23 protein-coding genes and 1 riboswitch are annotated in these 26,509 nt (G+C 58.2%); of the genes, 7 read left to right on the top strand and 16 right to left on the bottom strand.

Features of this window, described 5'->3' with window-relative positions:
- Positions 1–20 precede the first annotated feature (20 nt).
- The 11 genes from gorA to gspE form a co-directional block, all read right to left on the bottom strand.
- Positions 21–1,382 carry a glutathione-disulfide reductase gene (gene gorA / locus ACGK9W_RS05915; RefSeq protein ID WP_104271022.1) on the bottom strand — a complete coding sequence of 454 codons (1,362 nt, stop codon included), beginning with the start codon at positions 1,380–1,382 and terminating at the stop codon, positions 21–23.
- A 26-nt stretch (positions 1,383–1,408) separates the two neighbouring features.
- The gene (locus ACGK9W_RS05910; RefSeq protein WP_008171182.1) at positions 1,409–2,080 is read right to left on the bottom strand and encodes a GNAT family N-acetyltransferase; all 672 of its coding nucleotides are present in this window, start codon (positions 2,078–2,080) and stop codon (positions 1,409–1,411) included.
- A gap of 56 nt (positions 2,081–2,136) precedes the next feature.
- Complete coding sequence (gene gspM / locus ACGK9W_RS05905; RefSeq protein WP_008171183.1) at positions 2,137–2,667, bottom strand: type II secretion system protein GspM; 531 nt, start codon at positions 2,665–2,667, stop codon at positions 2,137–2,139.
- 3 nt (positions 2,668–2,670) lie between these two features.
- Positions 2,671–3,975 carry a type II secretion system protein GspL gene (gspL, locus tag ACGK9W_RS05900; RefSeq protein ID WP_405419661.1) on the bottom strand — a complete coding sequence of 435 codons (1,305 nt, stop codon included), beginning with the start codon at positions 3,973–3,975 and terminating at the stop codon, positions 2,671–2,673.
- Between the two features lie 2 nt (positions 3,976–3,977).
- Complete coding sequence (gene gspK / locus ACGK9W_RS05895; RefSeq protein WP_405419658.1) at positions 3,978–4,982, bottom strand: type II secretion system minor pseudopilin GspK; 1,005 nt, start codon at positions 4,980–4,982, stop codon at positions 3,978–3,980.
- Between the two features lie 6 nt (positions 4,983–4,988).
- Positions 4,989–5,768, bottom strand: a complete 780-nt coding sequence (gene gspJ, locus ACGK9W_RS05890; protein ID WP_008171186.1) for a type II secretion system minor pseudopilin GspJ — start codon at positions 5,766–5,768, stop codon at positions 4,989–4,991.
- Positions 5,765–6,139 carry a type II secretion system minor pseudopilin GspI gene (gene gspI, locus ACGK9W_RS05885; protein WP_008171187.1) on the bottom strand — a complete coding sequence of 125 codons (375 nt, stop codon included), beginning with the start codon at positions 6,137–6,139 and terminating at the stop codon, positions 5,765–5,767. The genes gspJ and gspI overlap by 4 nt, the downstream gene beginning before the upstream one ends.
- Positions 6,136–6,666 (bottom strand): type II secretion system minor pseudopilin GspH, encoded by a 531-nt coding sequence (gene gspH, locus ACGK9W_RS05880; protein ID WP_053115299.1) that lies wholly within the window; start codon positions 6,664–6,666, stop codon positions 6,136–6,138. Before gspH ends, gspI begins: the two co-directional genes overlap by 4 nt.
- Positions 6,667–6,672: 6 nt before the next feature.
- Positions 6,673–7,125: a type II secretion system major pseudopilin GspG gene (gene gspG / locus ACGK9W_RS05875; protein WP_008171190.1), complete on the bottom strand. Its 453-nt coding sequence runs from the start codon at positions 7,123–7,125 to the stop codon at positions 6,673–6,675.
- A 67-nt stretch (positions 7,126–7,192) separates the two neighbouring features.
- Complete coding sequence (gene gspF, locus ACGK9W_RS05870) at positions 7,193–8,404, bottom strand: type II secretion system inner membrane protein GspF (RefSeq protein WP_008171191.1); 1,212 nt, start codon at positions 8,402–8,404, stop codon at positions 7,193–7,195.
- 3 nt (positions 8,405–8,407) lie between these two features.
- The gene (gspE, locus tag ACGK9W_RS05865; protein WP_053115298.1) at positions 8,408–9,916 is read right to left on the bottom strand and encodes a type II secretion system ATPase GspE; all 1,509 of its coding nucleotides are present in this window, start codon (positions 9,914–9,916) and stop codon (positions 8,408–8,410) included.
- A gap of 166 nt (positions 9,917–10,082) precedes the next feature.
- Between gspE and ACGK9W_RS05860 the strand changes: the two genes are divergently transcribed.
- From ACGK9W_RS05860 to ACGK9W_RS05840, 5 genes are all read left to right on the top strand, one after another.
- Positions 10,083–10,733 (top strand): type II secretion system protein N, encoded by a 651-nt coding sequence (locus ACGK9W_RS05860; protein WP_053115297.1) that lies wholly within the window; start codon positions 10,083–10,085, stop codon positions 10,731–10,733.
- 8 nt (positions 10,734–10,741) lie between these two features.
- Positions 10,742–11,404 carry a transglutaminase-like cysteine peptidase gene (locus ACGK9W_RS05855; protein ID WP_008171198.1) on the top strand — a complete coding sequence of 221 codons (663 nt, stop codon included), beginning with the start codon at positions 10,742–10,744 and terminating at the stop codon, positions 11,402–11,404.
- A 123-nt stretch (positions 11,405–11,527) separates the two neighbouring features.
- Positions 11,528–13,132 carry an FAD-binding oxidoreductase gene (locus tag ACGK9W_RS05850; RefSeq protein ID WP_273045255.1) on the top strand — a complete coding sequence of 535 codons (1,605 nt, stop codon included), beginning with the start codon at positions 11,528–11,530 and terminating at the stop codon, positions 13,130–13,132.
- 26 nt (positions 13,133–13,158) lie between these two features.
- A complete protein-coding gene (locus tag ACGK9W_RS05845; RefSeq protein WP_405419650.1) occupies positions 13,159–14,757 on the top strand; it encodes a glycerol-3-phosphate dehydrogenase/oxidase in 1,599 nt (532 codons plus the stop codon).
- Complete coding sequence (locus tag ACGK9W_RS05840) at positions 14,747–16,306, top strand: FGGY-family carbohydrate kinase (RefSeq protein ID WP_405419647.1); 1,560 nt, start codon at positions 14,747–14,749, stop codon at positions 16,304–16,306. Before ACGK9W_RS05845 ends, ACGK9W_RS05840 begins: the two co-directional genes overlap by 11 nt.
- Here ACGK9W_RS05840 and ACGK9W_RS05835 read toward each other — a convergent pair.
- Positions 16,287–17,507 (bottom strand): D-amino acid dehydrogenase, encoded by a 1,221-nt coding sequence (locus ACGK9W_RS05835; RefSeq protein WP_008171203.1) that lies wholly within the window; start codon positions 17,505–17,507, stop codon positions 16,287–16,289. The two genes, ACGK9W_RS05840 and ACGK9W_RS05835, sit on opposite strands and share 20 nt — an antisense overlap.
- A 163-nt stretch (positions 17,508–17,670) precedes the next feature.
- Positions 17,671–17,763, bottom strand: a riboswitch (glycine riboswitch).
- Between the two features lie 105 nt (positions 17,764–17,868).
- Here ACGK9W_RS05835 and ACGK9W_RS05830 point away from each other — a divergent pair.
- Together ACGK9W_RS05830 and ACGK9W_RS05825 are read left to right on the top strand one after the other, a co-directional pair.
- Positions 17,869–18,966, top strand: coding sequence for a DUF3336 domain-containing protein (locus ACGK9W_RS05830; RefSeq protein WP_405419644.1), 1,098 nt, complete (start codon positions 17,869–17,871; stop codon positions 18,964–18,966).
- A gap of 124 nt (positions 18,967–19,090) precedes the next feature.
- Entirely contained in the window at positions 19,091–20,797 is a 1,707-nt protein-coding gene (locus ACGK9W_RS05825; RefSeq protein ID WP_092032665.1) for a bifunctional diguanylate cyclase/phosphodiesterase, read from the top strand.
- An 11-nt stretch (positions 20,798–20,808) separates the two neighbouring features.
- On the opposite strand, the gene ACGK9W_RS05820 is transcribed toward ACGK9W_RS05825, so the two are convergent.
- Genes ACGK9W_RS05820 through ACGK9W_RS05805 form a run of 4 tightly spaced genes read right to left on the bottom strand, consistent with a single transcriptional unit; the run spans position 20,809 to position 26,478 of the window.
- Entirely contained in the window at positions 20,809–21,378 is a 570-nt protein-coding gene (locus ACGK9W_RS05820; RefSeq protein ID WP_092032662.1) for a condensin complex protein MksE, read from the bottom strand.
- Positions 21,371–22,771, bottom strand: a complete 1,401-nt coding sequence (locus ACGK9W_RS05815; RefSeq protein ID WP_405419639.1) for a hypothetical protein — start codon at positions 22,769–22,771, stop codon at positions 21,371–21,373. The genes ACGK9W_RS05820 and ACGK9W_RS05815 overlap by 8 nt, the downstream gene beginning before the upstream one ends.
- Entirely contained in the window at positions 22,764–25,703 is a 2,940-nt protein-coding gene (locus tag ACGK9W_RS05810; protein WP_405419636.1) for a hypothetical protein, read from the bottom strand. Before ACGK9W_RS05810 ends, ACGK9W_RS05815 begins: the two co-directional genes overlap by 8 nt.
- Positions 25,696–26,478 carry a hypothetical protein gene (locus ACGK9W_RS05805; RefSeq protein WP_104271080.1) on the bottom strand — a complete coding sequence of 261 codons (783 nt, stop codon included), beginning with the start codon at positions 26,476–26,478 and terminating at the stop codon, positions 25,696–25,698. Before ACGK9W_RS05805 ends, ACGK9W_RS05810 begins: the two co-directional genes overlap by 8 nt.
- Between the last annotated feature and the right edge of the window lie 31 nt (positions 26,479–26,509).

The following is a 26,509-nucleotide window of genomic DNA, read 5'->3' as shown; positions in this document are numbered from 1 at the left end:
AACCGGACGCCGGCACTGAATCACGCCACCGGCTCGCGCATGGTGACAAACTCCTCGGCAGATGTCGGATGAATGCCCAGGGTGGAATCAAACTGGGCCTTGGTCGCACCAGCCTTGATGGCAACCGCCAGCCCCTGGGTAATTTCACCAGCGTCCGGACCCACCATGTGGGCACCCAATACTCGATCAGTCTCGTCGTCTACCACCAGCTTCATCAAGCTCCGTTCGTCACGACCACTGAGGGTGTATTTCATCGGGCGGAACTCCGAACGGTAGATCCGCAGTCGATGCCCCGCTTCCCGGGCCTCTTCCTCGGTCAGCCCAACCGTCCCGATGTTTGGCTGGCAGAATACGGCCGTTGGAATCGCCGAATAGTCCATTTCACCTTTGCCATCGCCGAACAAACGTCTGGATAGCACCATGCCCTGTGCCAGGGCAACCGGCGTAAGCTGAGGAGTTCCAATGACATCACCCAGCGCAGTAATTGAGGGCACGGCAGTCTGGAAGTGATCATCCACGACAACATGACCCGAGGCGCTGAGCTGAACGCCAAGATCAGTCAGACCAAGACCGTCAACCAGGGCACGACGACCGGTTGCCGCCATCACCAGGCCGGTCTCCAGGGTTTCGCCATTGTTAAGTTGAACCCGGTAATGGGCGTTTTCGGCCTCAACCGATTCAATGGTCACCCCGAACTGCAGGTTTACGCCTTTTTTCCGCATTTCCTGTTCGGTAAACCGTCGGATGTCGACATCAAACCCGCGCAGGAACAGATCACCGCGATACAGCAAGGTTGTATCAACACCCAACCCGGCCAGGATGCCGGCAAACTCCACAGCGATGTAGCCACCGCCCCAGACCACGGCCTGCTTCGGCAGCTGCGGCAGGTAGAACATCTCGTTGGACGTAAGAATGCATTCCTTGCCGGGCACATCCGGAATCACCGGCCAGCTGCCGGTGGCAATCGTGATGTGTTTGGCCCGATAGGAGGTATCCCCGACGACCACGGTATTGGCGTCTGACAATGACGCCGTTCCTTCGATGATGGTCACACCGGCGTTTTCCAGCAACCGGCCATAAATGCCATTCAGACGCTCGATCTCGGCATTCTTGTTGGCAACCAGCTTCGGCCAGTCGAAACTGACATCGTCGAGTGGAACCTGCCAACCGTAGCCGGCTGCATCTTCCAGCTCATCGTGAACGTGAGCGCCGTACACAAACAGTTTCTTGGGCACGCAGCCAACGTTTACGCAGGTTCCGCCAAGATACCTGGATTCAACCACGGCCACCCTGGCGCCCCGCTGGGCAGACATCCGCGCGAGGCGAACGCCGCCGGAGCCGGCTCCGATAACGATCAGATCAAAATCCTGCTGGTCAGACACAGCTTCTCCCGTTACACATTTTAAAATCAGGTTTGGCCGGAGGTGGCCGTTTTGGTTTCCGGATGCACTTCCCTGAACAACACGTGATCTTCAAAATCGCCGAGCTGAATCTTGCCAAGGCTCCGGAAGCCCTCGGATTCGTAAAACGGCAGATAACGGTTGTTACCCGTATCGAGCACCAACCCGCTGCCACGCGGGTTCTCGGCACAGAGTTTTTCAACGGTTTTCAGCAGCAAACGGCCGTAGCCGCGATTCTGGTATTTGGGATTAACCCCCATCATGGGCAACTGATGCGCCAGTGGTTGTGGCAACATGTCGCGAATTTTCTCGTGGTAGTCCAGATACCGACGTGTAGAGGCAAACCCCGTCGTCAGCACCATACGAATCCGCCAGCTGATCTGATCAGCCAGGTTCATCCTTAATTCGGGATCCCCGATGAACGCAACGGCCACAAGCGTGTCGTCAACCATCACGCCAATGGCATCCTGTTCGAGCTCAAAATAAAGGTCTATCAGCTCCCTTATGGTCGCCCTCACCCTCTGATCGTAGCCGGGGCGCCGGTGATCAAACAGGTACTGGAACGTCGGTTCGTTCCGGTAGGCGTGAAACAGAATGGATCTGGCTTCATTCCGCGCCGTTTCGTCCAGGCGAACAATGGCTGGCTCGGATTTGTTCTTGTTGTCGCTGCCGTTACTCATCGCTTCCCTCTCCTGCGTCAGTTCCGGACAAAAGGCCCGGAATCTGGTTTTCAGAATCAGATGGCTAGTGTGAGACGAACGGAAACCCGCCCTGGCTCACTGGCCCTGTCCATGGCCGCCTGGTCAATGACGACACCATGGTTGCCATTCAATCGCTCTAACCAAGCGGCAACCTCTGCAAAAGGCACATTCTCAAGCCAGACTCGGATGGCGTCTTCACCGCTGGGCTCAAAGCGCTGAAGTGACAGACCCGCCTCCCCGGCGGAACGGGTCACCAGCGCCATCAGGGCACGGCCATCCGCAGGTTTGTCTGCCGACGCCGTGGTGCTGGCACCGCCTGTATTGCCAAGACGCTGAATTGTCCGCTGGTTTGCCTGCATCCAGGCCAGCAATTCGCCGGCATTGTCTCTGGCAGCTTCCGCCTGGTCGTAGAACCCGGCCGCCGGTCGCCAAACGGCAAAATACAGAAGGCCAAGAAACACAGCGATGGCCAGCACCACCAAAGCCTGCTGGTCGCGACGGGGCAACTGGTCGTATTGCGCAATGAGTTTGCCGACCGCCGGCTGATCCTTGATTCGGGAAAACATACCTTAACCTCCTGAGACCGTCAGGCGGCCGCGGGCGCCGCTCGTTTCGTTCACCACCGAACCAATCTGCGCCTCCAGCCCCTGGTTCGCGAGGCCGTTGCGCAGAGCGCTCAAACGGTCATAACTATCGGCTCTCACGTCTACGACCAGCTCACCCCGTGAGCGGCTGTAATTCACTGAATTGAAATTCACTCCCTGGCTGCCCGGCAAACGGGAATACTGTTGTCCGGTGTATTTCATCAGGGTAATAAAGTCCACTTCCGGCCCACTTGCGCCGGCAACCCGCAACTGGCCTTCGATCACGCGCCGGACGTTGCCGGCATGGGTACGCCGGTCATTCGGAAACGCATCGCGATAGATTGCCATGGCCTCGTTTCGCAGTTTTTCTGCCTGATTCTGATAGTAGAATCCCATTCCGGCATTCAACGCCACCTGAACCACGAACCAGACGGCGGCAACTGCGATGAGGGGTTTCCATGGTTTGAGCGGACTCGCCTTGCCCGATTTGGACGAGAACATGCCCTGGCACAGGTTTACCGGTTCGCACAGATGATGGTGATGGGCGTAGGCCAGCAGTTCCAGAGGCATGAGTTCAAGAACTTCCTTGCGAACCGCAAGCCGACCAGAACCGTTCAACTCCGAGATGGCCGTTTGCTGGAGATCAAATTCTTCAGCGGTGCCGTAAAGCGTGACCGGAATTTCAGCCACCACTTCCTCCGCAGACGGTGCAGCCAGCGTGTGAGCAAACATTCCCAGGTTCGCAGACTGCATACTCAGCCACTCGCCGCGTTCGCTCACCATCATTGCCGTTTCGCCATCCAGGCAGACCGACCAGCCGCCTTCGGTGCGCGGCAACAATGAGGCATCCGGAAAAATCGCTTCCAGGCGAACATGCTCCCAGCCGCTGAACAGATTCACCCACTGCCCCATCCGTTCGCGATCAATGGCCGCTACGCGGTAGCCGTGATCGGTATGGGCGCCCAGCGCCAGATGAACAGAATCAATGTCCTGGGCAATCTGCTCCTCGACAGCGTAGGGCAACGCCTGATTGATAAAGCGGCTTTGCTTCGCGGGAATATCAGCCAGACAATAAATCGCTTCTTCGCCGGGGATAAGGCCGATCAACAGAACATTATCCAGTGCATTCTGGCCGAGGGTATGCTCGATGGTTTCCCGACTGTCGCCTGCGCCGCGAGCCTGCGCATCGCCACTGGCATCGTGCAGGACCCAGTTGAACATCTGGGCACCGGGGTCCTGGTCAGCGTCCGCAAACGGCGGTATTGGGCGGACGTAAAGGCGATAAGACATGATTATCCTTCTGAAATTGTGAAAGGCTCTTTGGTGATTCGGTTTTTCTGCCCGATATCCCTGTTAACCGTCTGGACTTCGCCTTCCGGAGTCCGGAACACGGTACTGACCATATTCACGACACGGTTATCGTAGGTAATCCGCGAGGCAACTTCAAAAAACCGGGTCTGCAACCCCAGTCCAACCGACTTGAGCCCGAGCCCGGCGAACTCTGATAACGCCAGAAAGTCCTGGAGGTTCTCGAACCGTTCCTCTTCCCGCTTCTCAAGAATAGACGCAGCCTGGGCGTCCGTCAGCTCTTCATGGAGAGAGCGGATCACCATGGCCGTCGCGGTGTTCACGTTGATCCCCGCACCATTTACAGGAAGTGCCGCCACGTGGGGCCGCAGGGCCCGATAAATCTCTTCGGTCATGCCTTCGATCAGGCGCAATTCGGTCACCGTGGTAAACGGCTGGTTGGCAGCCCGGTAACCCTGCTCAGCCATCAGATACTGGCCATCCTCTGCGCCGTACGCCGTGACGGTCTGGTCGTTGGGGTCGATCCAGTCCACCAGCGAATCCACGGAAACTGCAGTAATCCCCAGTGCGGCAAACAGCTGAACGAAACGATCTCTGACGATGGGATCCACCTGGCCATTGGCGCCGACCAGGTCGTTCAGATTAAGCCGGCCTCCAAGGTCGTCAATCTGGACCTCAGCCACACCATTGTCATCCAGCGGCAGAACGGCTGCATTGGCGGCCCAGAACTCGTCAAGGCTATCGACCATCAGGTTTTCTTCCTTGTCCTCGTCATAATCCCTGCGCAGGATCTGGCGGGCGAACGCCTCGGCGCCAAGTGCGATACTCTGGCCCTGCTGTTGAGCCAGATAATGTCCCGCCTTGAACACTCGCAAGCTCTGCTGCTGGGTCATCCCCGAAGCAAGCATGACCACCAGAGCCATGGCCAGCAGCACCATGATCAGAGCAACGCCGCGCTGACGATTCGATAACCTCGGGGTCTGGCCCATCGCTACCTAGCCTCCCTGCCCCGTTGCACCGGTATTCTCTCCGGTTTGTTCTCCGGTAGCCTCTTCTTCTGTGCTTTCTTCTTCCGCTTCGCTGGCAGCCTGGTTGGCCTGGTTTACTGCACCCTGGGCAACGGCCGGATCAAAATCCGGTAATGCAAACGTCCGCACCAGCGTTCCAAAACGCTCATGTTCCAGAGTCACTTCCATGCCCAGCGGCAGTGGAATATCAGGGCGGCTACCCGGGGTCAGTCCGGCCATCACCTCATCGGTTGGCCATTGCGGTTGCCAGCTCCGGTTGGCATCCAGAAACCTTATTTCCAGGCGCTTTACGCCTTCCAGCAGCAGCACGTCGCGGCTGTCATCTTCCTGGCCCTGATCCACCATGGGCCAGTACCGGCGCCGCAGTTCGCTGCCAGTATATTCCCAACCGACACGCTGCAGGCCACTGCGGCGAATGCCCAGGGGGTTACGCCAGCCCTGCCGGGTCAGCAACAGGGAAAAGTCGTCCGCACGGCTGGAGAGCGCTGGCTGGAAATCCCCGTAAATGTCCCTGGCCGGCCGGTTGACCACCTGCATGATATCCCGCTCAAGCAGGAGCATGGACCGCTGCAAACCGTCGAACTGTTCCGCCAGTTCGTTCACCCGATCGCGGGAATTGACCACTCCGTTGATAACCTGCCAAACGCCAAGCCCGATAACGGCGGTGATGGTAACCGCGATCAAAACCTCCAGCAGGGTAAAACCACGTTGTTGCGGATGGCAGCTGTGTGCGGACGGGAACCTCATTGTGCCCCCACGAAAGCCGACAGGGTATGGATCGGCTCCGGCGTCGCGCCTTCCTCGCGATAACGGGCAACCGTAACCTCCACACGACGCATCTTCGCCTCGGCGGTTGCAAGAATCGCGGTGGTCACCCGCCAACGATACGGCCCGAAGTCGGTATCCTTGGAGTTCTCGGAGATGCCCGGAATGTTTTCCTGCAGTCGAATTTCGTTTATTCGGTTATCTGCCAACCAGCTCGCCAGGGTTTTGTCCCGAACCCGTTCGTAACTGGAAATGTACTGGCTTCCAACTTCGGCCGCAGCCGTTGCAATCAGGCCGAACACAAGCAGGGCAATGAGTACTTCGATCAGGGTAAACCCTTTCTGCGTCCTCACCCGCTGCTCCCCTCATCGCCCGGTTTGCGCCAGTCCATGGGCGACACCCCATCCGAGGCCAGAACGTGCATCGTGTCTGACCCGTTTCCGATAGTGAACTCAAGCTCGAACGGCGTTGTCTCGCCACTGGAGAAAAAAACGACGTCCGGCAACAGGGTAGCTTCGGATGATGCCAGCCTGGGCGCGTCGCTTTCGATGAACTCGGTGACAGTGAGCCACTCCGGCAGGCTCCGGGCCCGGAACATACGCTCACCGGAGGCCTTCCAGTCGCCAGTCTGATCCTGGTAAGCCACGAACTGGTAGCCGTCTTCCTCCAGCTTCAGGCCCAGCTCCAGGTTATTCAGAACCGCCTGCTCCGAGGCTGTCTGCATAAGCAGGTACAGCTCCCGGACCTCATTTTCCAGTTCGCGCTGCTGGGAGCTTCCCCCCATGGTAAACACGGCAAGCGAAGCCAGCAGACCCACAACCACCAGGACCACCAGTATTTCAATCAGGGTGAAACCGGTCTGTCGGGATCTGACCTGCACAGTGATTTAGCCCTCGGTGTCCCAGACGCTGATATCCGCAGCGTCGCCGTCGCCACCTTCCTGGCCGTCAGAGCCATAGGAATACAGATCGTAGGGACCTTCGGTACCCGGGCTTACGTACTGGTATTCAGAACCCCAGGGATCCTCCGGCACGCTCTTCAGGTAACCGTCGGAATTCCAGTTCTTGGGCTCCGGGCTGCCACTTGGCTTGGAAACCAGCGCCTCAAGACCCTGCTGGGTGGAGGGATAATGGCTGTTGTCCAGGCGATAAAGGTCCAGCGCATTGGCAATGTTGCTCAACTGGGTTTCCGCCACGGTGACCTTGGCCTGGTCACTCCGACCCATGATGTTTGGAGCCACGATGGCCACCAGCAGGCCCAGGATCACCATCACCACCATGATTTCAATCAGGGTAAAGCCGCGGTTACGGTTGCGTGAATTGAGGTTCTTGGTCGTCATTGTCTCACTCGTTATTGGCATGGATTGCTTTGGTCCGGGCTCGTCAACTGACGCTCCGGCGCGGGTTTCATCCCACGAGATTACTCATATTCAGAATCGGCAGCATGATGGCCAGCACGATGATCAGCACCACCACGCCCATCACCAACAGCATCATCGGCTCGAACAGCCCCACAATCGCAGCGATCTTTGATTGAAGGGTGTTTTCCTGCATGCGCGCGGTTCGTTCCAGCATGCTGTCCAGCTCACCACTGGCCTCCCCGCTGGCGATCATGTGCAGCATCATCGGCGGAAAATACCCGGTCTGATCGAGGGAACGGTGCAATGAGCCGCCTTCGCTGACCTTTCTGGCTGCATCCCGCAGTTCCTGCCGCAGAAAATCATTGGATAACACCTCACCGGCAATGCGCATTGCCTCGACCAGCGGCACGCCACTGGTCGTCAGTATGCTGAGGGTGCTGGCATATCGGGCAGTGTTAACGCCACGAACCATCCCTGAAAACAAGGGGAGATGTAACAGACGTTTGTGAAACCGCAGTCTAAACCCGGGCTTGGTCAGGAAAAAGCGGAACACCATCAATGCGGCGACCAGCAGTATAAATAGATAGACACCGTAATCCGCCAGAAATTCCGACACCGCAAGCATGGCCATAGTCAGCGTTGGCAGCTCCTGCCCCTGCTTCAGAAACACATCAATGATATCCGGCACCACGTAGGTCAGCAGGAACACGACGATGGCAATGGCGACGATACTGAGAATGATGGGGTAGATGGCCGCCAGCTGAATTTTCTGGCGAGCCTCCTGACGGTTTTCGGTGTAATCCGCCAGCCGGTTCAGAACCAGATCGAGATGGCCGGCGTGCTCACCCGCAGCAACGGTAGACCGGTACAGCCTCGGGAACGCCCGGGGAAACTCACCCAGGCTGTCCGCCAGGGTGTAGCCTTCCATGACTTTCGCGCGAATGGCGATCAGCATGCTGCGTATTCTGGGTTTCGGTGACTGCTGAGCGGCCGCCGAGAGCGCCTGCTCGATGGGAATGCCGGACTGGATCAGGGTTGCCAGTTGGCGTGTAACCAGTGCAAGATCGGCCGCGGCCAGCGAACCCCGGCTGCCCAGGGGATTGCTCCTGGCCTGTTTCTCGGCGGCCGGTTCGACGGCCAGCGGCGTGAGGCCTCGCTCCCGAAGTTGCTGGCGAACGGCTCTCGGCGCATCGGCTTCCACGACACCTTGTTTCTGCTTGCCTCGGGAATCGAGCGCCTTGTATTCGTATGCTGGCATGGTTTACTGACCCCGGTGCGTAACGCGGAGTACTTCTTCCACCGTGGTCACACCATCCAGGATTTTCTGCACGCCGTCTGCGTGAATACTCGGGCCATGCTGGCGAGCCACCTTTTCCAGGTCCAGCTCCCCGGCACGTTTGTGGATCAGAGAACTGATTTCCTCGGAGATCTCCACCACCTCATAGATACCAATACGCCCACGGTAACCGAGCTGGTTGCAATGGCTACAGCCGGTTGCCCGGTAAATGGTGGGCGGGTTGGCGGGATCCTGCTGCAGAAACTCGCAGTGCTCTTCTGTAGGTGTATACGGCTCCCGGCATTCCTTGCACAGAACCCGAACCAGCCGTTGGGCAACAATGCCCACCAGGCTTGATGAAATCAGGAAGGGCTCGATACCCATATCCATAAGCCGGGTAATCGCGCCAACGGCGGTATTGGTGTGCAACGTGGAGAGGACCAGGTGGCCCGTCAGACTCGCCTGTACGGCAATTTCTGCCGTTTCCAGATCCCGAATCTCACCGATCATAACCACGTCGGGATCCTGACGCAGAATGGCACGAAGACCCCGGGCAAAGGTCATGTCCACCTTGGTATTCACCTGGGTCTGGCCGATGCCCGGCAGGTTATACTCGATGGGGTCCTCAACAGTCAGGATGTTGCGGCTACGATCGTTGATTTCCTGGAGCGAAGCATAGAGTGTGGTGGACTTACCGGAACCCGTCGGGCCAGTGACCAGCAAAATGCCATAAGGCCGGTAAATCAGCTTGCGCAGAACCTTCAGGTCCTGCCCCGCCATGCCAAGGGATTCCAGCCGTATGGCACCTGCCTGTTTGTCGAGCAAACGCAGAACCACGCGTTCACCGCTAGAAGACGGCATGGTCGACACACGAATATCCACTTCCCTACCAGCGACCCTCAGCGCAATACGGCCATCCTGGGGCACCCGTTTCTCAGCGATATCCAGCTTCGCCATAACCTTGATCCGGGACACCAGCAGCGGGGCCAGTGCGCGCTTGGGCTCTACCACTTCACGCAACACACCATCCACCCGGAAGCGAACCACAAGGCGCTTTTCATAGGTTTCAATGTGAACGTCCGAGGCGCTGGTTTTCACTGCTTCAGTGAGAATGGCATTGATCAGACGGATGATTGGAGCATCGTCTTCCTGCTCCAGAAGATCCTCGGTTTCCGGCACGGAGTCAGCGAGCGAGGCCAGGTCCATGTCATCGCCGATGCCTTCCACCATCTGCATCGCTTCCGCAGAATCGTTCTGATAGGCGGAATTCAGAGCCTGGTCGAACCGGTCCGGATCGATGGTGGCAAAACGGGCACGACCGCCACTGATACGGTTCGCTTCCGCCAGCGCAGAATGGGACGCACCGGGACGCACCAGAATAACCGGCTCGCCGGCGTCCGAACGGGTCAGGATTACTCCGTTGCGCTTGGCAAAAGTAAACGGAAGACGGCCCAGCGGAGCATCCTGCGGCTGAAGTTCAGTGTCTGTGGTCAAGGTCGTCCTCGTTCGTGAAACCCTTTTCGATTCAACTAATTCAGAAAGGCTACCACAGGATATGGACCCGCTGAATAACTCTATACACTATACTCCCAATAAAACGTTGCAGTCTGATAACCTGTGAGCTTTTTCCCGGCCCACAAACTTGCATTCAGGATGATCAATGCTCCTAAACAATGAACGGTTTCCCCTGATTCTCGCGCTCGTGGCAGGGGCGGCCATGGTCGCTCTGACAGCCTGGCAGGGTTACCGTTTCTGGCAAATGGAAGGCCAGCAGGGACAGTACGATAACGTGCAGCCACTGGTCTCCGACCCGGCCGCCGGTCGTGAGCCACCCAGTGTGGACCTTTCCTCCCTGGATCTGTTCGGAGCTGCATCCGGCGAAAGCGAGCCGGTAGAAATGGATACCGAGAATCTCCCTGAAACCAACCTCCGACTGTTCCTTCGGGGCGTACTGGCCGCGGATGGTGATTTCCCGGGCAGCGCGCTGATCGAAGATGACAAAAGTAAAACCGAAGCCTACCTGGTGGGTGACGAACTGCCCGGTAATGCCACACTGCGCTCGGTACATCCGAACCGGGTGATCATTGAACGTTCCGGCAAACTCGAAAACCTCTACTTCCCGGAATCCGAAGACCGCAGCGGCATATCCTTTACGGCCGACCAGCAGGCAGAGCCTTCGCCCGCCGTCCAGCAGGCTGCATCCCCCTCACCCTCGAGAGCGCCCGCTTCCGCCACCAGCGATGAGCAGCGCCGGGAGGAAATCCGCCGGCGCCTTGAGCAGCTCAGGGAACGCCTACGGAACAATAACTGAGGCGCGCTATGGAAACGGCCGCCCTTCAGATTCGCCGCCGTTCCACTCTTCTGCCTGCGTTATTGCTCGTGGTCTCTCTTGTGAGTGCCTTCGAGCTGGGCTCCCGTCTGATGAACTATGTTCAGGAAGAATTCGGAACCGAAGCCCACCAGCGTCTGGAAAACTGGCAGCGCCTGCATGCTCTTGCCGCAAACGCCCCCATCGACCGGCAGCTCCGGCTTGTGAACTCCTTCTTCAATCGAGTCACGTTTGTCAGCGATATCCGCCACTGGGGCGAGGAAGACTACTGGGCAACCCCGGTAGAACTGCTGACCACCAACGGTGGTGACTGTGAGGATTTCTCAATTGCCAAATACCTGACCCTCAAGTCCATGGGCGTGCCCGATGATCAGCTCCGGATCGTGTATGTCAAAGCGCTGGAACTGAACCAGGCCCACATGGTGCTGGCGTGGTACCCGGAGCCAGACGCCGATCCGTTGATTCTGGACAATCTCATAAATGACATTAAACCTGCCTCTCAACGCACTGATCTTGAACCCGTTTACAGCTTCAACGGCGAAGGCCTTTGGCTGAACCAGTCCGGCGGAGCGCGCACCCGGATCGGCGAAGCGGGCAAACTCTCACGGTGGCAGGACCTCAACAGCCGGCTGACGGAATCGCTCCGACCCTGAGAGGGTTGCAAAAGCCAGCCACTGGCGGCAAATGACAGGAACCATGGCGCCAAGCGACAGCGGCGAACGAAGCAGAGCCTATAGAATGCGCCACATTCGTTTTTAATCTGGAGAATAAAGCACATGCGACGCTGGAACGGCTGGGGCGACGAGGGATTCAATCTGGCAATGCCGGAACAGGGCCAGGACTTTCTGGCATCACGCATCGGTAGTGGCCGGCCTCTGGCGGACGCGACCCTGGATTCTGTTTGCGCCAAAGTGCCAGAAACCCGCCTTACCCGGCCGGCAGAGCTGGAATCACTGATCGATACAGGCCCGGAAGCACGAGTGCGGCATGCCCGCGGCCAGAGTCTTGCGGACTGGCTGGCCATGCGCAGCGGCGAGTTTGGTGTGTTCCCGGATGGCGTGGCCTACCCCACCACGAGCGAAGAGGTTCAAACCCTGCTCTCCTGGGCCGCGGAGCAACACATTCACCTGATTCCCTACGGTGGCGGCACCAGTGTGGCCGGGCACATAAATCCGGTGGATAAAGGCCAGCCAGTACTGACTGTGGACATGAGCCGGATGAATCGCCTGATCGACCTGGACACGGACAGCCAGATCGCGACGTTTGGTGCGGGAACACCCGGGCCACTCGTTGAGTCCCAACTCCGGGCCCATGGCTACACACTGGGGCATTTCCCTCAGTCTTTCGAGCTTTCCACCGTCGGCGGCTGGGTGGCATCCCGATCCAGTGGCCAGCAATCCCTGCGCTATGGCCGCATTGAACAACTCTTTGCCGGGGGCCGGGTCGAAACCCTGAAAGGCACCCTTAACCTGCCCACCATACCGGCCTCCAGCGCCGGTCCGGATATCCGGGAAATGATTCTGGGTTCGGAAGGCCGTATCGGGCTGATTACCGAGGTGAAGGTGCGGGTTACTCCGCTGCCCGAACACGAGAGCTTTCATGTGGTCTTTTTTCCGGATTGGGAGAGCGCCCGCACGGCCAGCCGCCTGCTGGTGCAGAACCGAACCCAGTTATCCATGCTCAGGCTCAGCAATGCCTTAGAGACCGAGACCCAGCTCGCGCTGGCCGGCCACCCCCGGCTTATCGGCATGCTCGAGCGTTTCCTTTCGCTGAGGGGCGCTGGTGAGGGCAAATGCATGATGACCTTCGGGATCACCGGCTCCCGACTGCAGACCCGAAACGCCCTGAAAGAGGCCCGAAGCATCTGCAAGGCCCAAAATGGCGTCTATACCGGCACGCGGCTCGGCGACAAATGGGCGGCCAAGCGTTTTACCATGCCCTATCTGAGAGAGGCCCTCTGGCAGATGGGCTATGCGGTCGACACTCTGGAAACGGCCACTGACTGGGACAACGTCGACAATCTGCTGGGTCTGATCGAGACCAGCCTGCGTGACGGGCTGAAAGACCAGAACGAGAACACCCATGTGTTCACCCACCTCTCCCATTTCTATAGCCAGGGCTGCAGCATTTACACCACCTATGTGTTCCGGGTGGGCGACAGCTACGAGGAAACACTCGCGCGCTGGCAAACGCTCAAAACCAGCACCTCCGAACTGATCGTGAACAACCGCGGCACCATCAGCCATCAACACGGTGTCGGTAAGGATCACGCCCCTTACCTGCCGGTGGAAAAAGGCGAACTGGGCATGTTGGCGATACGCTCCCTGTGCAGCACCTTTGACCCGGACGCGATCCTGAACCCGGAAACACTGGTCAAATGAGCGCAACGCCCAAAGGGAGCCCCAATATGAACCGGACTGACATTCTCAATGCGCTGCGCTCAGGGACCAACAAATTTGATGTGGTGGTGGTCGGCGGCGGAATTACCGGCGCTGGCGTGGCCCGGGAAGCAGCAGGCAGCGGGCTGCGCACGCTTCTGGTGGAACAGAAGGACTTTTCCTGGGGTACCTCCAGCCGGTCCTCAAAGATGGTGCATGGTGGCCTTCGGTACCTGGGCAGCGGGCATTACGGTCTTACCCGGGACGCCGTGCGCGAGCGGGAACGGTTAATGGCGGAAGCACCGGGGTTAATTGAGCCCCTGCGCTTCATCATGCCGCACTTTAAAGGCCAGTTCCCCGGACCGCGCCTGTTCCAGACACTGCTTCGGGTTTACGACTTTATTGCCCGCAACCGAAGCCGCCACTTTCTGACCCCGGCCGAATCCATGCTCTGGGTGCCGGGCCTGACGGGCGAAAAACTCGCCGGCGCCAGCGGTTTTACCGATGCAGTCACCGACGACTCGCGCCTGGTCCTGCGCCTGATTGCCGAAGCCCGGCGGGACGGAGCCATGTGCCTGAATTACACAAGAGCCGGTGAAATAAAGCGCAGCAACGGCGATGTATCCGGCTTGCTGATTCAAGCAGAGGAAAACGATACGCCCATTGAGGTCTTCGCGCCCCTGGTCATCAACGCCACCGGTGCCTGGGCAGATCGGCTGCAGTCCAGCGAGACCTCTGAAGACACCATGCACATCCGGCCCCTGCGTGGCAGCCACCTGGTGCTGCCCTGGTCCAGTCTGCCGGTGTCCTGTTCGGTTTCCCTGTTTCATCCGGAAGATGGCCGCCCGGTGTTTGCCTTCCCATGGCTGGGCACTACAGTTCTCGGCACCACCGATATCGACCATGAGGGAAACCTGGATCAGGAGCCGGTGATTTCTGAATCCGAGACCGCCTACCTGCTTGAAATCGCCTCACGATTGTTTCCGGGCAGCCCCATTACCCGAAGCGACATCCTTTCAACCTGGGCCGGTGTAAGGCCGGTGGTAACCGATGGTACGGGTAAGGCGCCGTCCAAGGAAAACCGGGAACACGCACTTCGGGTGAATCGGGGGCTGGTCAGCATTGCCGGCGGCAAGCTCACCACCTTCCGGGTCATCGCCCGCGAGGCACTCGTCCCGGGGCTTGGAGAAGACGCCAGCAAGGTTCTGCGGCCCGCATCCAAACCGGTGTTTCAGGGCACAGATCACCCCTCAAGGCCAGCCACCATTAGCCACCAGTGCTGGCAGCGACTGCAGGGGTTCTATGGCCCCGAGCTTGATCAACTGCTTGCTTCGGGCCCACTGGAGCCTGTCACTCCAAATCGGGCTTCCAACCTGCTCTGGGCGGAGCTTTGCTGGGCGTGCCGGAGAGAAGATGTGCAGCATCTGGATGACCTGCTTCTGCGACGAACGCGGTTAGGCATGGTACTACCGAATGCCGGCGAAGCCCTTCTCCCGCAGATTCGTAACCACTGCCAGCCGCTGCTTGGTTGGGCTGACCAGCGTTGGGAGGAGGAACAGGCCCGCTATCTGTCGATCTATCACAACGCCTATTCGCTGCCACCGCAGGAGGCCTCCGATGCCAGCTGAGCCGCTCATCCTGGCCATCGACAATGGCACCCAGAGCGTTCGGGCGCTGCTCTTCGATACCAGTGGCAATCTGGTGGGCAAAGGCAAGCAGGAAATCGAGCCCTATTTTTCGAGAGAGCCCGGCTGGGCCGAGCAGCACCCGGACTACTTCTGGGAGCAGCTCGGGGAAGCCTGCCAATTGCTCTGGAACTCCACAGACGCGACACCGGATCAGGTTGCCGGCGTTACCGTGACCACCCAGCGCGGCACCGTCATAAATCTGGATGAAAATGGACAGCCTCTACGCCCGGCAATCATCTGGCTCGACCAGCGCCACGCAAAGGTCGAAGGCCCCGTCAGAGGGCCCTGGGGATGGCTGTTCAAAGTTGCCCGTCTGGCAGACACTATCAACCGGTTCCGGGAAAAAACCCAGGCCAACTGGATCGCTCAGAATGAACCCGAGATCTGGGCCAAAACCCGGCATTTCCTGTTGCTGTCCGGCTATCTCAACTACCGACTCACTGGAGAATTCCGGGACTCGACCGGCAGCCAGGTGGGATACCTGCCATTCGACTATAAAAAGCATCGCTGGGCCGGCCGGCGGGATTTCAAATGGCAGACGATGCCAGTCGAGCCTTCCATGCTGCCTGAGCTGGTTGCACCCGGCGAAACACTGGGCCATTTGACCGACGAAGCCTGCAAGCACCTGGGCCTGGCAAAAAGCCTCCCAGTAATCGCCGCAGCTTCCGACAAGGCCTGCGAAATTCTCGGCTCCGGCGGGCTGACACCCGATATCGGCTGTATGAGCTATGGCACCACTGCCACCATCAACACCACCAGCCAGCGTTACGTCGAACCGATCCGGCTGATGCCGCCCTATCCGTCTGCGTTGCCCGGCCATTACTCGACGGAGGTCATGATCTACCGGGGTTTCTGGATGGTGAGCTGGTTCAAGCGGGAGTTCGGGCTGAGAGAACAGAAACTGGCCGAGGAACGAGGTATCGAGCCGGAAGCGCTGTTCGATGAACTGGTCAAGGCAGTGCCACCAGGATCCATGGGCCTGATGCTTCAGCCCTACTGGTCACCCGGCGTGCGCCAGCCGGGGCCGGAAGCGAAAGGCTCGATCATCGGGTTCGGGGACGTTCACACCCGTTCCCACATTTATCGCGCCATCCTCGAAGGTCTGGCCTACGCGCTCAGGGAAGGAAAGGAAAAAATCGAGAAGCGAAGCGGCGTGAAGATCAGGAAATTGCGAGTGGCCGGCGGTGGCTCACAGAGCGATGCGGCGATGCAACTCACCGCCGATGTGCTCGGGCTGCCGGCCGAGAGGCCTCACACCTATGAGACCTCCGGGCTCGGCGCCGCCATTGATGCCGCTGTCGGGCTAGGGCTGCATCCGGATTTCGACACCGCCGTGGCGAAGATGACCCGGGTTGGCGACGTTTTTCATCCCAACGAAGAAACCCGGGCTCTTTACCAGCGGCTGTATTCCGAGGTTTATCTGAAGATGTACCCTCAGCTTCAACCCCTGTACCGGAAAATCCGCGAGATTACCGGCTATCCCCGGTAACGCTCTCAGCGACCAACTCAGCGGTAATCGCAGAGAGCGTCCAGCCCAGGTGACCGTGACCGGTGTTGTAGAACACGGTCGGCAGGCGACCTGGCCCAACCCTTGGCATCATGTTCGGCAGCATTGGCCGCAAGCCTGCCCAGGGCACTACCTTGCGAGTACAGACACCTGGGAAGCACTGCTCAACCCAACGGGTGAGCGGGCGGATGCGGTCGTCCTTGATATCGCGGTTGTAACCGCTGAACTCGGCGGTACCGGCAACCCGGAAACGACCATCGCCCAGGCGACTGGTGACGATCTTGGTAGCATCGTCCAGCAAGCTGACGGTTGGTGCCGCCTTTTGCGAGGCTTCGTCGTCCAGCTCCACGGTAATTGAGTACCCCTTAACCGGATAGATATTCACCCGGTCACCCAGCTTTTTCGCGAGCCCGCGGCTGCCGACGCCGGCACAGATCACCACGCCGTCAAATGTGTCCCGGGACTGTTCGGTGCCATCGTGGGCGGTCACCCAGGCATTACGCTCATCGGCGCTCAGCTCGGTCACCGTGTGGCCATAACAGGTTTTAACGCCCAGCCGCTTGATGGCATCCGCCAGTCCATTGGTGAACTTGTGAATATCACCGGTGGAGTCACTCTCTGTGAAAAACCCGCCGTAATAGTTGCCGGCCAGGGTCGGCTCGATGGATTTCATTTCCTCCGGGGTCACCGAACGGCGCTCAAGGCCACCAGCCGCCAGCAGGCGCGATACCTTTTCAGCGTGGTCAAACCCGGCCTTGTCCCGGTAGATGTGCAGGATACCCTGCTTCTTCAGATCGAAATCGATGCCTTCTTCCTGCGCCCAGGCAAACAGGTGATCGCGGGCGGCAATAGCCAGGCGAGCGGTTTCCGTGGTGTTTTTCTCGTACTGGGGAATAGCGGCAATGAACTCGGCGAACCAGCTCAGCTTGTGCCAGGACGGCTTGGGATTGACCAGCAGTGGCGCATCCCGGCGGGACATCCACTTTATGCCCTTCATCACGGTCTGCCAGTTGTTCCAGACCTCTGCGTTGGAAGCAGAGAGCTGTCCACCGTTGGCGAAGGAGGTTTCCATCGCCGCATAGCGATGCTTCTCGTAAACCGTAACGTCAAGCCCGCGCTTGGCAAGGGTGTAGGCCGTGGTAATACCAGTGATACCACCGCCAATTACTGCGATTCGCTTCATTCCAATCTCCGTGAGCGCCAAGGGTTTCCTCCCTGCTCGAAATGGCAGAAAGCACCCCTTCCGTCACGGGACCTGAGAGATTCACGAGCCGTTTTAACGAAAACGGTCGTTTGCTCCTTCGGTGTGCCGACTGACGCGATTGTCGACAGCTCTTCGGAAAGTATTCATGCCAGCGGTCCTTTTGCCTGAGAGTTTCCGGGGCAGTTGCTCCTTCGGCGCTGATCGCAAGGGATTCAGTCTCTCCCGCAGACATGTCTGATTGGTAATAAAACCCAACCCACGGGCCTAAACATAGCAAATAACCCGGAGCCAGGAAACCAGCCTCTGCACAGCTTGGGCCGTATGGGTTAAGGTAAAAAGCATGAAACACGCCTTGAAGACCCGAAAACAGCTCCAGCAGCAACTGGAACAGGCCCACGACTACGAGCACTGGTGCGAGGCCGCTACCGCGCTCGATGACATGGACGGGCTGCTGGACTGGCGCGAGCAGGAAGAGACCGGGATGCTGCATGAAAGCCTGATGCGCAAGCACATGGGCCTCATGGACCATTGCCGGCAGAATGGCGACACGCGGCGACTGATCCGGATCCTTCAGGAGAGCCTCTACCGTCACCTGGGCGAATTATCCTATCCCGATCTTTACACCGTGGCGCGCAGCGGCACCAATCGGTTGGTGGGTGAATTCCTGGATGCCGTAGAAACGTCCATGGAATTCATTTGCGACCACCCTATTCCGGAAGTGACAACTGCCCGAAAACTGAAAATGTTTCGGGACGCCGAGCGGGTCTATGGCCGGCCGGCCCTGATGCTCAGCGGTGGCGCGGCCTTCGGCATTTACCACATCGGTGTTACCCGGGCGCTCTGGCGCCAGGACCTTCTTCCGGACGTTATGGCCGGCTCCAGCATGGGAGCGATCGTGGCCGGTGCCATCTGCACCCGCGACGAGAACGAATTAGCTGACTTTTTTAACCGACCCGAGCGCATCCACCTCAACGCCTTCCGCTGGCTTGGCGTCACGGAAGGCCTGAAGGCCGGCCATGCCATGGATCCGCGCCAACTGCAGGAGCATATTCAGCACAACCTGGGCAGCGTCAGTTTCAAGGAAGCCTATGAGCACAGTGGCCGAACACTGAATATCTCCGTCTCCCCCACCCGCACCCAGCAGAAGCCACGGCCACTCATCGAGCAGGCCTACGCCATGACCAGTCAGCAATACCTCGGGGACATCAACATCCATTTCCCGCCCAAGGCGTCCCTTTACCGAAAGGTCCTCTCCAACCCGACCCCTGAAGATCTCGAGATGTATATCAATCTCGGTGAACAGGCCACATGGCCACGGCTGGCCATGATCAAGGACCAGACCAGGATCAGCCGGGCATTCGATCGCTGTATCGCCAGGCTGGAGCAAGAGCTGGAGCAGGAGCAGGAAACCGCAGAGCAGACTGCAACGCCGCTCTAGAGACAGCACCGCCCTACCAATCAGTAAACCAACTAGATAACCCTGGGATCCCGAACTATTCTCATTCTATTGCATCATCGCTTCGCGAAACGTTTATCGCTAATCATGAGGATGCTGACCCGCAATGGATATTGGACAAGGAAGTCGATCGGCTACCGAGGACAGTGAAAACAGGTTTTACGAGCTGATCGAGAGTCTGCCCATGGTGGCTGTTCAGGGATACGACAGACACCGCCGGGTAATTTATTGGAACGAAGCAAGCGCGCGCATTTATGGCTATTCCCGGGATGAAGCGCTGGGAGAGCTATTGGAAGACCTGATCATTCCCGATCACATGCGCACCGGTGTGATCGAAGCGCACCGCAATTGGCTTGAGAAAAACATCAGCATTCCCTCCGACGAACTCGAATTGAAGCACAAAGAAGGGCACCTGGTCCCCGTCTACTCCAGCCATGTAATGATCAAACAGGACAGCGGCGAATGTGAGATGTTCTGCATCGACATCAGCCTGGAGGAGCAGAAACAAGCCAGAGACGAGCTTTACCGGCGCGCGAGTTTTGACGACCTGACCGGATTACCCAACCGGCATTTCATGGAAGCCGAGTTGTCGAGCCGACTGGATGAAGCAGATCGCCTGCATCAGGAAGTAGCGGTTGTTTTTATCGATCTGGACAATTTCAAAATCATCAACGATACCCGTGGCCATCATCATGGTGACAGCCTCCTGATAGCGGTGGCCGAAACTTTGAGGGCCGAACTTCGAGGCGGAGACCTGTTGAGCCGCTTTGGCGGGGACGAGTTTGTCTTGCTGATCTTCGATTTCGAAGGCCCTGAAGGTATTCACGAACTTGTTTGTCGGTTGATAGACGCTCTGGAACACAGAGTGCATCTGGAGGGCGATTGTTACCAGGTTACCGCCAGCTTCGGCGTGAGTCTTTTCCCGCATAATGGCACCACCGTGGCCGAGCTGATGGGCAATGCAGACGCGGCCATGTACCAGGCCAAAGAAACCGGCAAGAACGGCGTGTGTTTCTATACCCCCGACATCAACGACAGGCTGGTCCATTATCAAGAAATCACCAACCTGCTCAGAGACGCCTTGAATAACGATGGGCTGGAATTGTTTTTCCAGCCCCAGATCAGCCTGGCTGATCGAAAAAGCGACTCCTGCGAGGCACTTCTCCGCTGTTTTCACGGTCAATCCCGAGCAGTGTCGCCAGCTACTTTCATTCCAGTGGCTGAGAAGTCCGGTCTCATCAACCGGATTGGCGAATGGGTTATCGAAGCAGCCTGCAAGCAACTCGACGCATGGCAGGAAACCCCTCTGAAAAACCTGCGGGTTGATATCAACCTATCGGGACGACAGCTCACCAATCCACACCTTGCGAGCCATATTCTCGAAACGGTGGAACGTTACAATCTTCAGCCTCACCAGCTTGGGGTGGAGCTGACTGAAAACGAGGTTTTCGGCAGCGATGAAAACCAAACCAAACAGTTAGAAAAACTGAAACAGGCAGGCGTGCACATTTCGATCGATGACTTCGGTACCGGGCACTCCTCTCTCGTCTATCTCAGAAAACTCCCGGTTTGTGGAATCAAAATCGACAGGAGCTTTCTGCAACATGCGATGCAGGATAGCGCCGACATGGCCATCATGGAGGCAATGGTTACCGTTGGCCACAGCCTGGGCCTAAGCGTGCTGGTCGAAGGTGTTGAGACGGATGAACAGGCCCAATTGGTCACCGAACTGGGTTGTGATCTCGCTCAGGGTTTTCTCTATGCCAAGCCCATGCCGGCAAACAAAGTTGAAGAATTCCTGACCAGCTTCTGATCAGGAAAACACTACCCTTGTTCAAACTCCCGAACCAGCTCCTGCAGAAAATACAGCCCCGCCGAACTCAGGAAACAGCGCCCCGCACCCGCGCGAAACAGCAGATGGCGTTTTTCCAGGTAATCCAGCGCTTCCGGCACGCCCTTTTCAAAACGGGCTGCACGCAGAATTTCCTGATATTCCTCATCGCTAGCCAGGGAAGAGAGGTCTTGCTCATTCAACCCGGCATCGGGCCGGCCAAGGTATTCAAGATCCCGACCGCTGCGTGCGAAATAACGCCCGATCAGCAGCAGGATTACCTGCACCCGGAAGGCGTTCTCATCGTGCTCTTCGTTCTCCTCTTCGCTGCTTTCCTTGAGAAAGAAAAACGCGCCGGTTTCGTTGAACACCAGCTCACTGCCCAGGTGCTCATAGAAGGTCCGGAAATGGGACAGATGGTTATAAAGCAGGTTGTAGAGCGGATTGGCACGCAACTCGGAGCGGTTGCCGTCCCACACATCACGCACAATCACCCGGCCGGCCTGGAATTCCCGGTAGATTGCGGCGCTGTGGGCCGGGAGGATTTCTTCAAATTCAGACATTCTGTTGCTCCAGGCGACGCTTTCGGTAGACAAACTGTTCACTGTCGGATGACTGATCGAGGATTCGGAAGCGATTGGTAGTCACCACCTGCAAGCCCTCGGGGGGCGAGTTTACCAGCCGGTTCAACGCCGCCAGCAGGTCCGGGAAGCGATAGCCGGGGATAAACCCGTCCAGGCGCCCGTGAAGCTCACGTACCAGATCGGTTGTTGGCCGCAGCTCCAGGGTTTCCAGCCATTGATACAGCTGGTTGATGCGCTGGACATCAATCCGGGTATGGCGACCACTGCCATCCACTTGCTGCAGAACCGGCACTTCAGCCTTGCGTCGGAGGTCGTTCAGGCGCAGCTCCAGTTCGCTGAACAACAGCTGGTAGTAGCTGGACGATTCACCGAAGGCGTAGTGTTTCGGTCGTTGCTGGGCCCGAAGGCCGATCAGAAAACCGGTGCTGCGGGCAAAGTCTCCACCTTCCAGCCATTTTCGTTTCAGGCTGAGGGTCTCGGTTTCCCCCTTGAGTTCCTGCAGCTTGCCGTAGAAATGCTCCATGGCGTTGTACTGGACCATGCCCTGGCGCGTCTTGCGCAGGAAGTGCTCCACCTCCTGGGCCACCGCCTGAATGGGTTTGTACAGGGCGTTCAAACTAATGGAGGAACGGAACAACTGATCTGCCAGGCTGTGATCGCCGTGATTTTCCAGCAACCGCACCATCGCTTCCAGGGTTTCGAACAGGTTGCTGCCATCCGGCAGCCGCGTATCCGGGTTCAAAAACACCAGGGTCGGCTTGATGTGGCGCTCGTACAGGGTAACGATCTGCTCAAACAGGTTCTGGCGGAACTCAAGGAATTTCTGGGGCGCCCGGCTGGCGTCGCCGGAGAGATCCGCAAGCTGCGCACTGATGGTCTGCATGCGCAGGACATTCTGGCGCAGCAAACCGATGAGCTGGCTCACCCGCTCGTTCAGATCATCCCTCAGTTCGGTGTAGTCCGGATCGGCGTCGCTGAAAGAGCTGGTCTCGAGCCGATTGCGCACGTCCCGAAGGGTTACAAGATGGCCGCGAAGCCGAGCATCCGTCAGTTCCTGGTACAGCGACGCGTTGCAGGCACGCATCAGGTTGATCAGGGCATCCTGAAACACCAGGCGCCGCTCACCTTCGGCCTTGATGATGTCGATCACCAGGCCGCTGCGGAACAGATTGTCGGTATTCAGCGCAAAACGCACCCGATCCCGATCGGCGTTGCCAAGGGTGCGGGTATAGTCCATCACCTCGGCCACCAGATCGCTCTCACGGATATACCGGGCTTCGTTCCGGTCCATCCGTTCGATCATCCGGAACAGGATCTTCGGGTGCTCGAACAGCAGCCGGGTGGTCTCCAGGGTGCTGAACCGTTTACTCATCCACCTGCTCCATCAGGCTAGCCTGGGTCTGATCAGCCCAGTGGCTCATGGCCTCGCCGTTGGTAAAGCCCTCCGCTCCACCCCAGAACACCAGGGTACGTTGCGGGCTGTAAGGCTTCGCGGTGCGCATCTGCCCTACTTCCAGGTGTCGGCCGATCAGGTAAATCACTTCCGCGCTGGCGCTATGAGTGGCGGCAGAGAACAGGTTGAAGCCCTGCTTGCGTAACCGCTCCAGCAGCGAGGGCATCTGGCTGATGTCCACGCTGGCCAGCTCATCCAGCACCATGGGGAACGACAATTGAACGCCCGGGTACAACACCCGTTTCAGCAGCCGGTACACCAGTTCCAGATTGATCAGGGCCGTGGTGGAGGTGGACTGGCCCTTCTTGTCGAGGCTTGTGGCGTTTTCCTTCCGGGTTCTGTAGGAAATGCCGGTGATCACCTTGTCCATGGTCAGGCGCTTGCTGCCGCCCTCCCCGAAAAAGTCCGCCACGAACACCCGCAAACGGTCATAAAACGCGTCCGACTGCAGCTGGTTGCCATAGGGGTCGATGTTGTTCGCTTCTTCCACCAGATTGCGGAATTTCGGATCGGTATGAATATCCACGCGGATTTCCACCAGATCGTTGATGCGCACCCCTTCGAGCTCACGGTTCAGTTGCGCCTCGAAACGGGCAATGTGCTCGTGGTTGGATTTCAGGGCCTGCCGGTAGCTGGCCACGGTTTCATTGTGGATGCCCACCTGCTGCTCAAGCACATTCCAGCGCTCTGCCATGCCGGCAAACAGATCTGAGAGACCTTTGAACGTTTCCCGGATAGCCGATGACGCGGGGCTGTCTTTCTGCAATTCGCCTTCGGTGTCGTCGTGGATGCCCAGATACACGAACTGACGAAGGTGGTCGAGGATACTGCGACGGCGCTCCTCCAGGTCGTCCAGCTGGGTTTGAAGGTCATCAAACGCCGCCACAGACACCTGCTCAATGTCCAAAGGCTGTTCCGCTTCCACCGCTTTCAGATGCGGGAACCGGTGCTCTACCGTGCCAACACTCCGGCTGAGGCCCGCCAGTTCCCGTTCCCGCTCCTCGATCCGCTCTTTTTCAGCCCTGGCTTTGGCCGCCTTCTGCTGCACCGCATCCTGCTTTTCCTGCTCCAGCCGGGCCTGCTCTTCCAGTTTGGCCAGCTGTTCCTCTGCTGCCTGCTTTTCGTCGGTGGCGTCCCGAAGAGTGGTCGCGGCGGCCGGGAAACGCTGCAGCGTTTCCAGATCTTTCTCAATGGCACGGATTTCTTTCTCGGTGCGCTCGATCAACCGTGGCCGATCGTGTTCCTGGTTGGCAGTGTCCGCCAGCTCGGCCCGCTCCTTCTCCAGCCCATGAAGCTCACCTTCAATATGCCGGCGCTGCTCTGCAAAGTCGGTCTGCCGCGCTGGCTGGGCCTGATATTCGGTATCGAACCAGTCAAAGCCTTTATCGGTGGGTACAAACAGCCGGGCGAATGCCTCGATGGCCGCCTTACTGTCGGCGTCCAGGTCCTGGCCGGGGCTCGCCATCACCAACCGGGGGTCCACCGCCCGCAGCGGCGCGGCAGTGGCCTCGTCCAGCTGGTTCTGAAGCTGCCAATGTTGCTTGCTTTCCCGTTCCTTCAGGGATTCCAGCTTGCGCTCAAGCTCCTGCTTCTTTTTCTGGATCTGTTCCAGACGGATCTCGGCCTGGGCGGCACTTTTCAGGGCGGCCAGGTGCCCTTTCTTGCTATCGAGTTCCTCTTTCTGGATCTCCTCGATTTCCTGAAGCGTCATCTCGCCGTATTGGGAAACCAACAGATCGCCATCTTTCTGATTCTGCTCGGCCTGCTTGATACGCCGATCGGCCGAACGGATCTCGCCCTTCAGGCCACTGGCGTCCTGCTCCAGTTTTTTCAGAGCCTGGAGCACATGGCGCAGGGTCTCGTTCTGTTCATTGAACGCCTCTACTGCGGCTTTACGCCTGGCGCCAATATCCTGCAAGGCATGGGTGACGCCATCCCGGAAAGCCGCAAAATCGTGCTGGCTGCGAAGCAGGGTTTGGTAGGCCTGATAATCCCTTTGCAGCTTCTCGAACCGTGAACGCTCTTTTTCAATCTGATTAAGCTGGATTTGCTGTTGCTTCAGTTGATCGTGCCGGTTGAGAAACTCATCGATATTGAAATCGAAGGCATCGTCGGCAAACTTCTTGTCCGCCTCGATAATGCTGGCCACCGCGTTGGACATGGCCTGATCGTCTGCCTTCATTTCAAACAGCAACAGGATCAGCGTGCGCAGCGACTGCACCCGGCGCTCGTCGGACTCACCCAGGGGCAGCACCGAATAGCGTACGGCATCGGCGTTCATTAGCTCGCTGCTGTACAACATCTGTTTAAGCTTGGCCGGTTCATTGACCAGTCGGGTATCTTTGGAGAACTTTTTCAGCGCCTCGGACAAACGGCTGAACGACAGCTCCGGCACCGCCTGGCCGATTCCGTCCTCACCATCGCCATTCCAGAACAGCGGCCGTAGCTGGTCGTAACCAACCGGCACGAAAGCGCGGGCATAACTGAGCTGGCTGGCGCTGTCCCGGTACAAAATCTGGCAATGCACCCCCGCCGGGTTCTCCGCTTCCATGATCAGGAAGCTGAACTGACTGGGGAAATAATGCTGGTAGCTTTCCTCGTTAGAGTAGAAGCTGCCGGCACTGGCATTGCGGAACGCGAATTTCTTGCGACTGTTCTTGAAGTTGTTTTCCGGCAGCAGAAACAGACGCAGGGAATTCAGCAGACTGGACTTGCCCAGATTGCCCGGGCCCAGGATCAGGCCGTGGTTATCCACCGGAATTTCCACGTAACAGAAGCCGGCGGAATCCACCAACACCAGACGGCGAATACCAAAATTGAAATTGCCTGGGCTCCCCTGGGAGTCACTCATCCAGAATCATCTCCTGTTCCATAAATTTGCCGGTAGCTCGAAACGCCTCTGCCAGGGGTACAAAACCAAGCCCCTCTGCCAACGAAATCGCCCTTGTGAATCGTTCGGTGGTGTCCGGTAGTTTGCGGAACCGGCCCAGCCATGGCTGCCAGTCGGGCGGCTGAACAAAGGTGGCTTTGTCACCGAGCGAGGCTGCGATCGTCGAGAACATTTGCAGACCACCCGCATCATAATCGAATGCGCAGAATACTTCTTCATAGCCCTGCAACCAGTCGAGAATCGCGCGCCGGGTCACCCGGTTACCACTGCCCAATACCACATCGCAGTCCGCCAGATGCAAGGCCCAGCCAAGAGCCTCACCGGTAAACTTCAGCATCTGCTGATATTGGTAGAAGTTACGCTCGTTTTCTATTACCAGCACGGAGCCGGCGCGCTGAAAACCGATGTCAACAGAATCGCTCTTGATAACAACCACATCCGGACGGCTGGATGCCAATACCCCATGGTAAACCAGAAGAAAACTTACCTCAGTACCATGGCGATGAGAGTCACCTTTTCTAGCGGCGTCTACTCTGTTTAAGGGAGCCTCCGCGACGTTCTGCAGCTCCGCGAAAGCGGTTTCATCCCGGACCGTGACCAGCCATCGGTTGGACTGGACCTTTTCTGTGGCAAACATGTCCCGATGGCGCCGGCGAAACTGCTCCGGAAGCTTTTTCAGGAAGGCTTCATAATTAATCGGTTGGCCACGCAGGATTTTGTCGAGATAGTCGTTCAAGGGCGTACCACGGTTATTCTTGGATTTGCGT

The sequence above is a fragment of the Marinobacter flavimaris genome (assembly GCF_045057155.1).
GTDB classification, from domain to species: domain Bacteria; phylum Pseudomonadota; class Gammaproteobacteria; order Pseudomonadales; family Oleiphilaceae; genus Marinobacter; species Marinobacter manganoxydans.
Note: the sequence above shows the minus strand (reverse complement) of the source record. Positions and strands in the feature narration are given on the sequence as shown.

Excerpts from the sequence above, each read along its gene's own strand:
- ACGK9W_RS05850 (WP_273045255.1), top strand. The coding sequence starts at position 11,528 with ATGCGACGCTGGAACGGCTGGGGCGACGAGGGATTCAATCTGGCAATG.
- ACGK9W_RS05910 (WP_008171182.1), bottom strand. The coding sequence starts at position 2,080 with ATGAGTAACGGCAGCGACAACAAGAACAAATCCGAGCCAGCCATTGTT.
- gspL (WP_405419661.1), bottom strand. The coding sequence starts at position 3,975 with ATGTCTTATCGCCTTTACGTCCGCCCAATACCGCCGTTTGCGGACGCT.
- gspG (WP_008171190.1), bottom strand. The coding sequence starts at position 7,125 with ATGACGACCAAGAACCTCAATTCACGCAACCGTAACCGCGGCTTTACC.
- ACGK9W_RS05835 (WP_008171203.1), bottom strand. The coding sequence starts at position 17,507 with ATGAAGCGAATCGCAGTAATTGGCGGTGGTATCACTGGTATTACCACG.
- gspK (WP_405419658.1), bottom strand. The coding sequence starts at position 4,982 with ATGGGCCAGACCCCGAGGTTATCGAATCGTCAGCGCGGCGTTGCTCTG.
- ACGK9W_RS05810 (WP_405419636.1), bottom strand. The coding sequence starts at position 25,703 with ATGAGTGACTCCCAGGGGAGCCCAGGCAATTTCAATTTTGGTATTCGC.
- gspF (WP_008171191.1), bottom strand. The coding sequence starts at position 8,404 with ATGCCAGCATACGAATACAAGGCGCTCGATTCCCGAGGCAAGCAGAAA.
- ACGK9W_RS05860 (WP_053115297.1), top strand. The coding sequence starts at position 10,083 with ATGCTCCTAAACAATGAACGGTTTCCCCTGATTCTCGCGCTCGTGGCA.
- gspM (WP_008171183.1), bottom strand. The coding sequence starts at position 2,667 with ATGTTTTCCCGAATCAAGGATCAGCCGGCGGTCGGCAAACTCATTGCG.
- gspJ (WP_008171186.1), bottom strand. The coding sequence starts at position 5,768 with ATGAGGTTCCCGTCCGCACACAGCTGCCATCCGCAACAACGTGGTTTT.
- ACGK9W_RS05855 (WP_008171198.1), top strand. The coding sequence starts at position 10,742 with ATGGAAACGGCCGCCCTTCAGATTCGCCGCCGTTCCACTCTTCTGCCT.
- ACGK9W_RS05840 (WP_405419647.1), top strand. The coding sequence starts at position 14,747 with ATGCCAGCTGAGCCGCTCATCCTGGCCATCGACAATGGCACCCAGAGC.
- ACGK9W_RS05845 (WP_405419650.1), top strand. The coding sequence starts at position 13,159 with ATGAACCGGACTGACATTCTCAATGCGCTGCGCTCAGGGACCAACAAA.
- ACGK9W_RS05830 (WP_405419644.1), top strand. The coding sequence starts at position 17,869 with ATGAAACACGCCTTGAAGACCCGAAAACAGCTCCAGCAGCAACTGGAA.
- ACGK9W_RS05815 (WP_405419639.1), bottom strand. The coding sequence starts at position 22,771 with ATGAGTAAACGGTTCAGCACCCTGGAGACCACCCGGCTGCTGTTCGAG.
- ACGK9W_RS05820 (WP_092032662.1), bottom strand. The coding sequence starts at position 21,378 with ATGTCTGAATTTGAAGAAATCCTCCCGGCCCACAGCGCCGCAATCTAC.
- ACGK9W_RS05825 (WP_092032665.1), top strand. The coding sequence starts at position 19,091 with ATGGATATTGGACAAGGAAGTCGATCGGCTACCGAGGACAGTGAAAAC.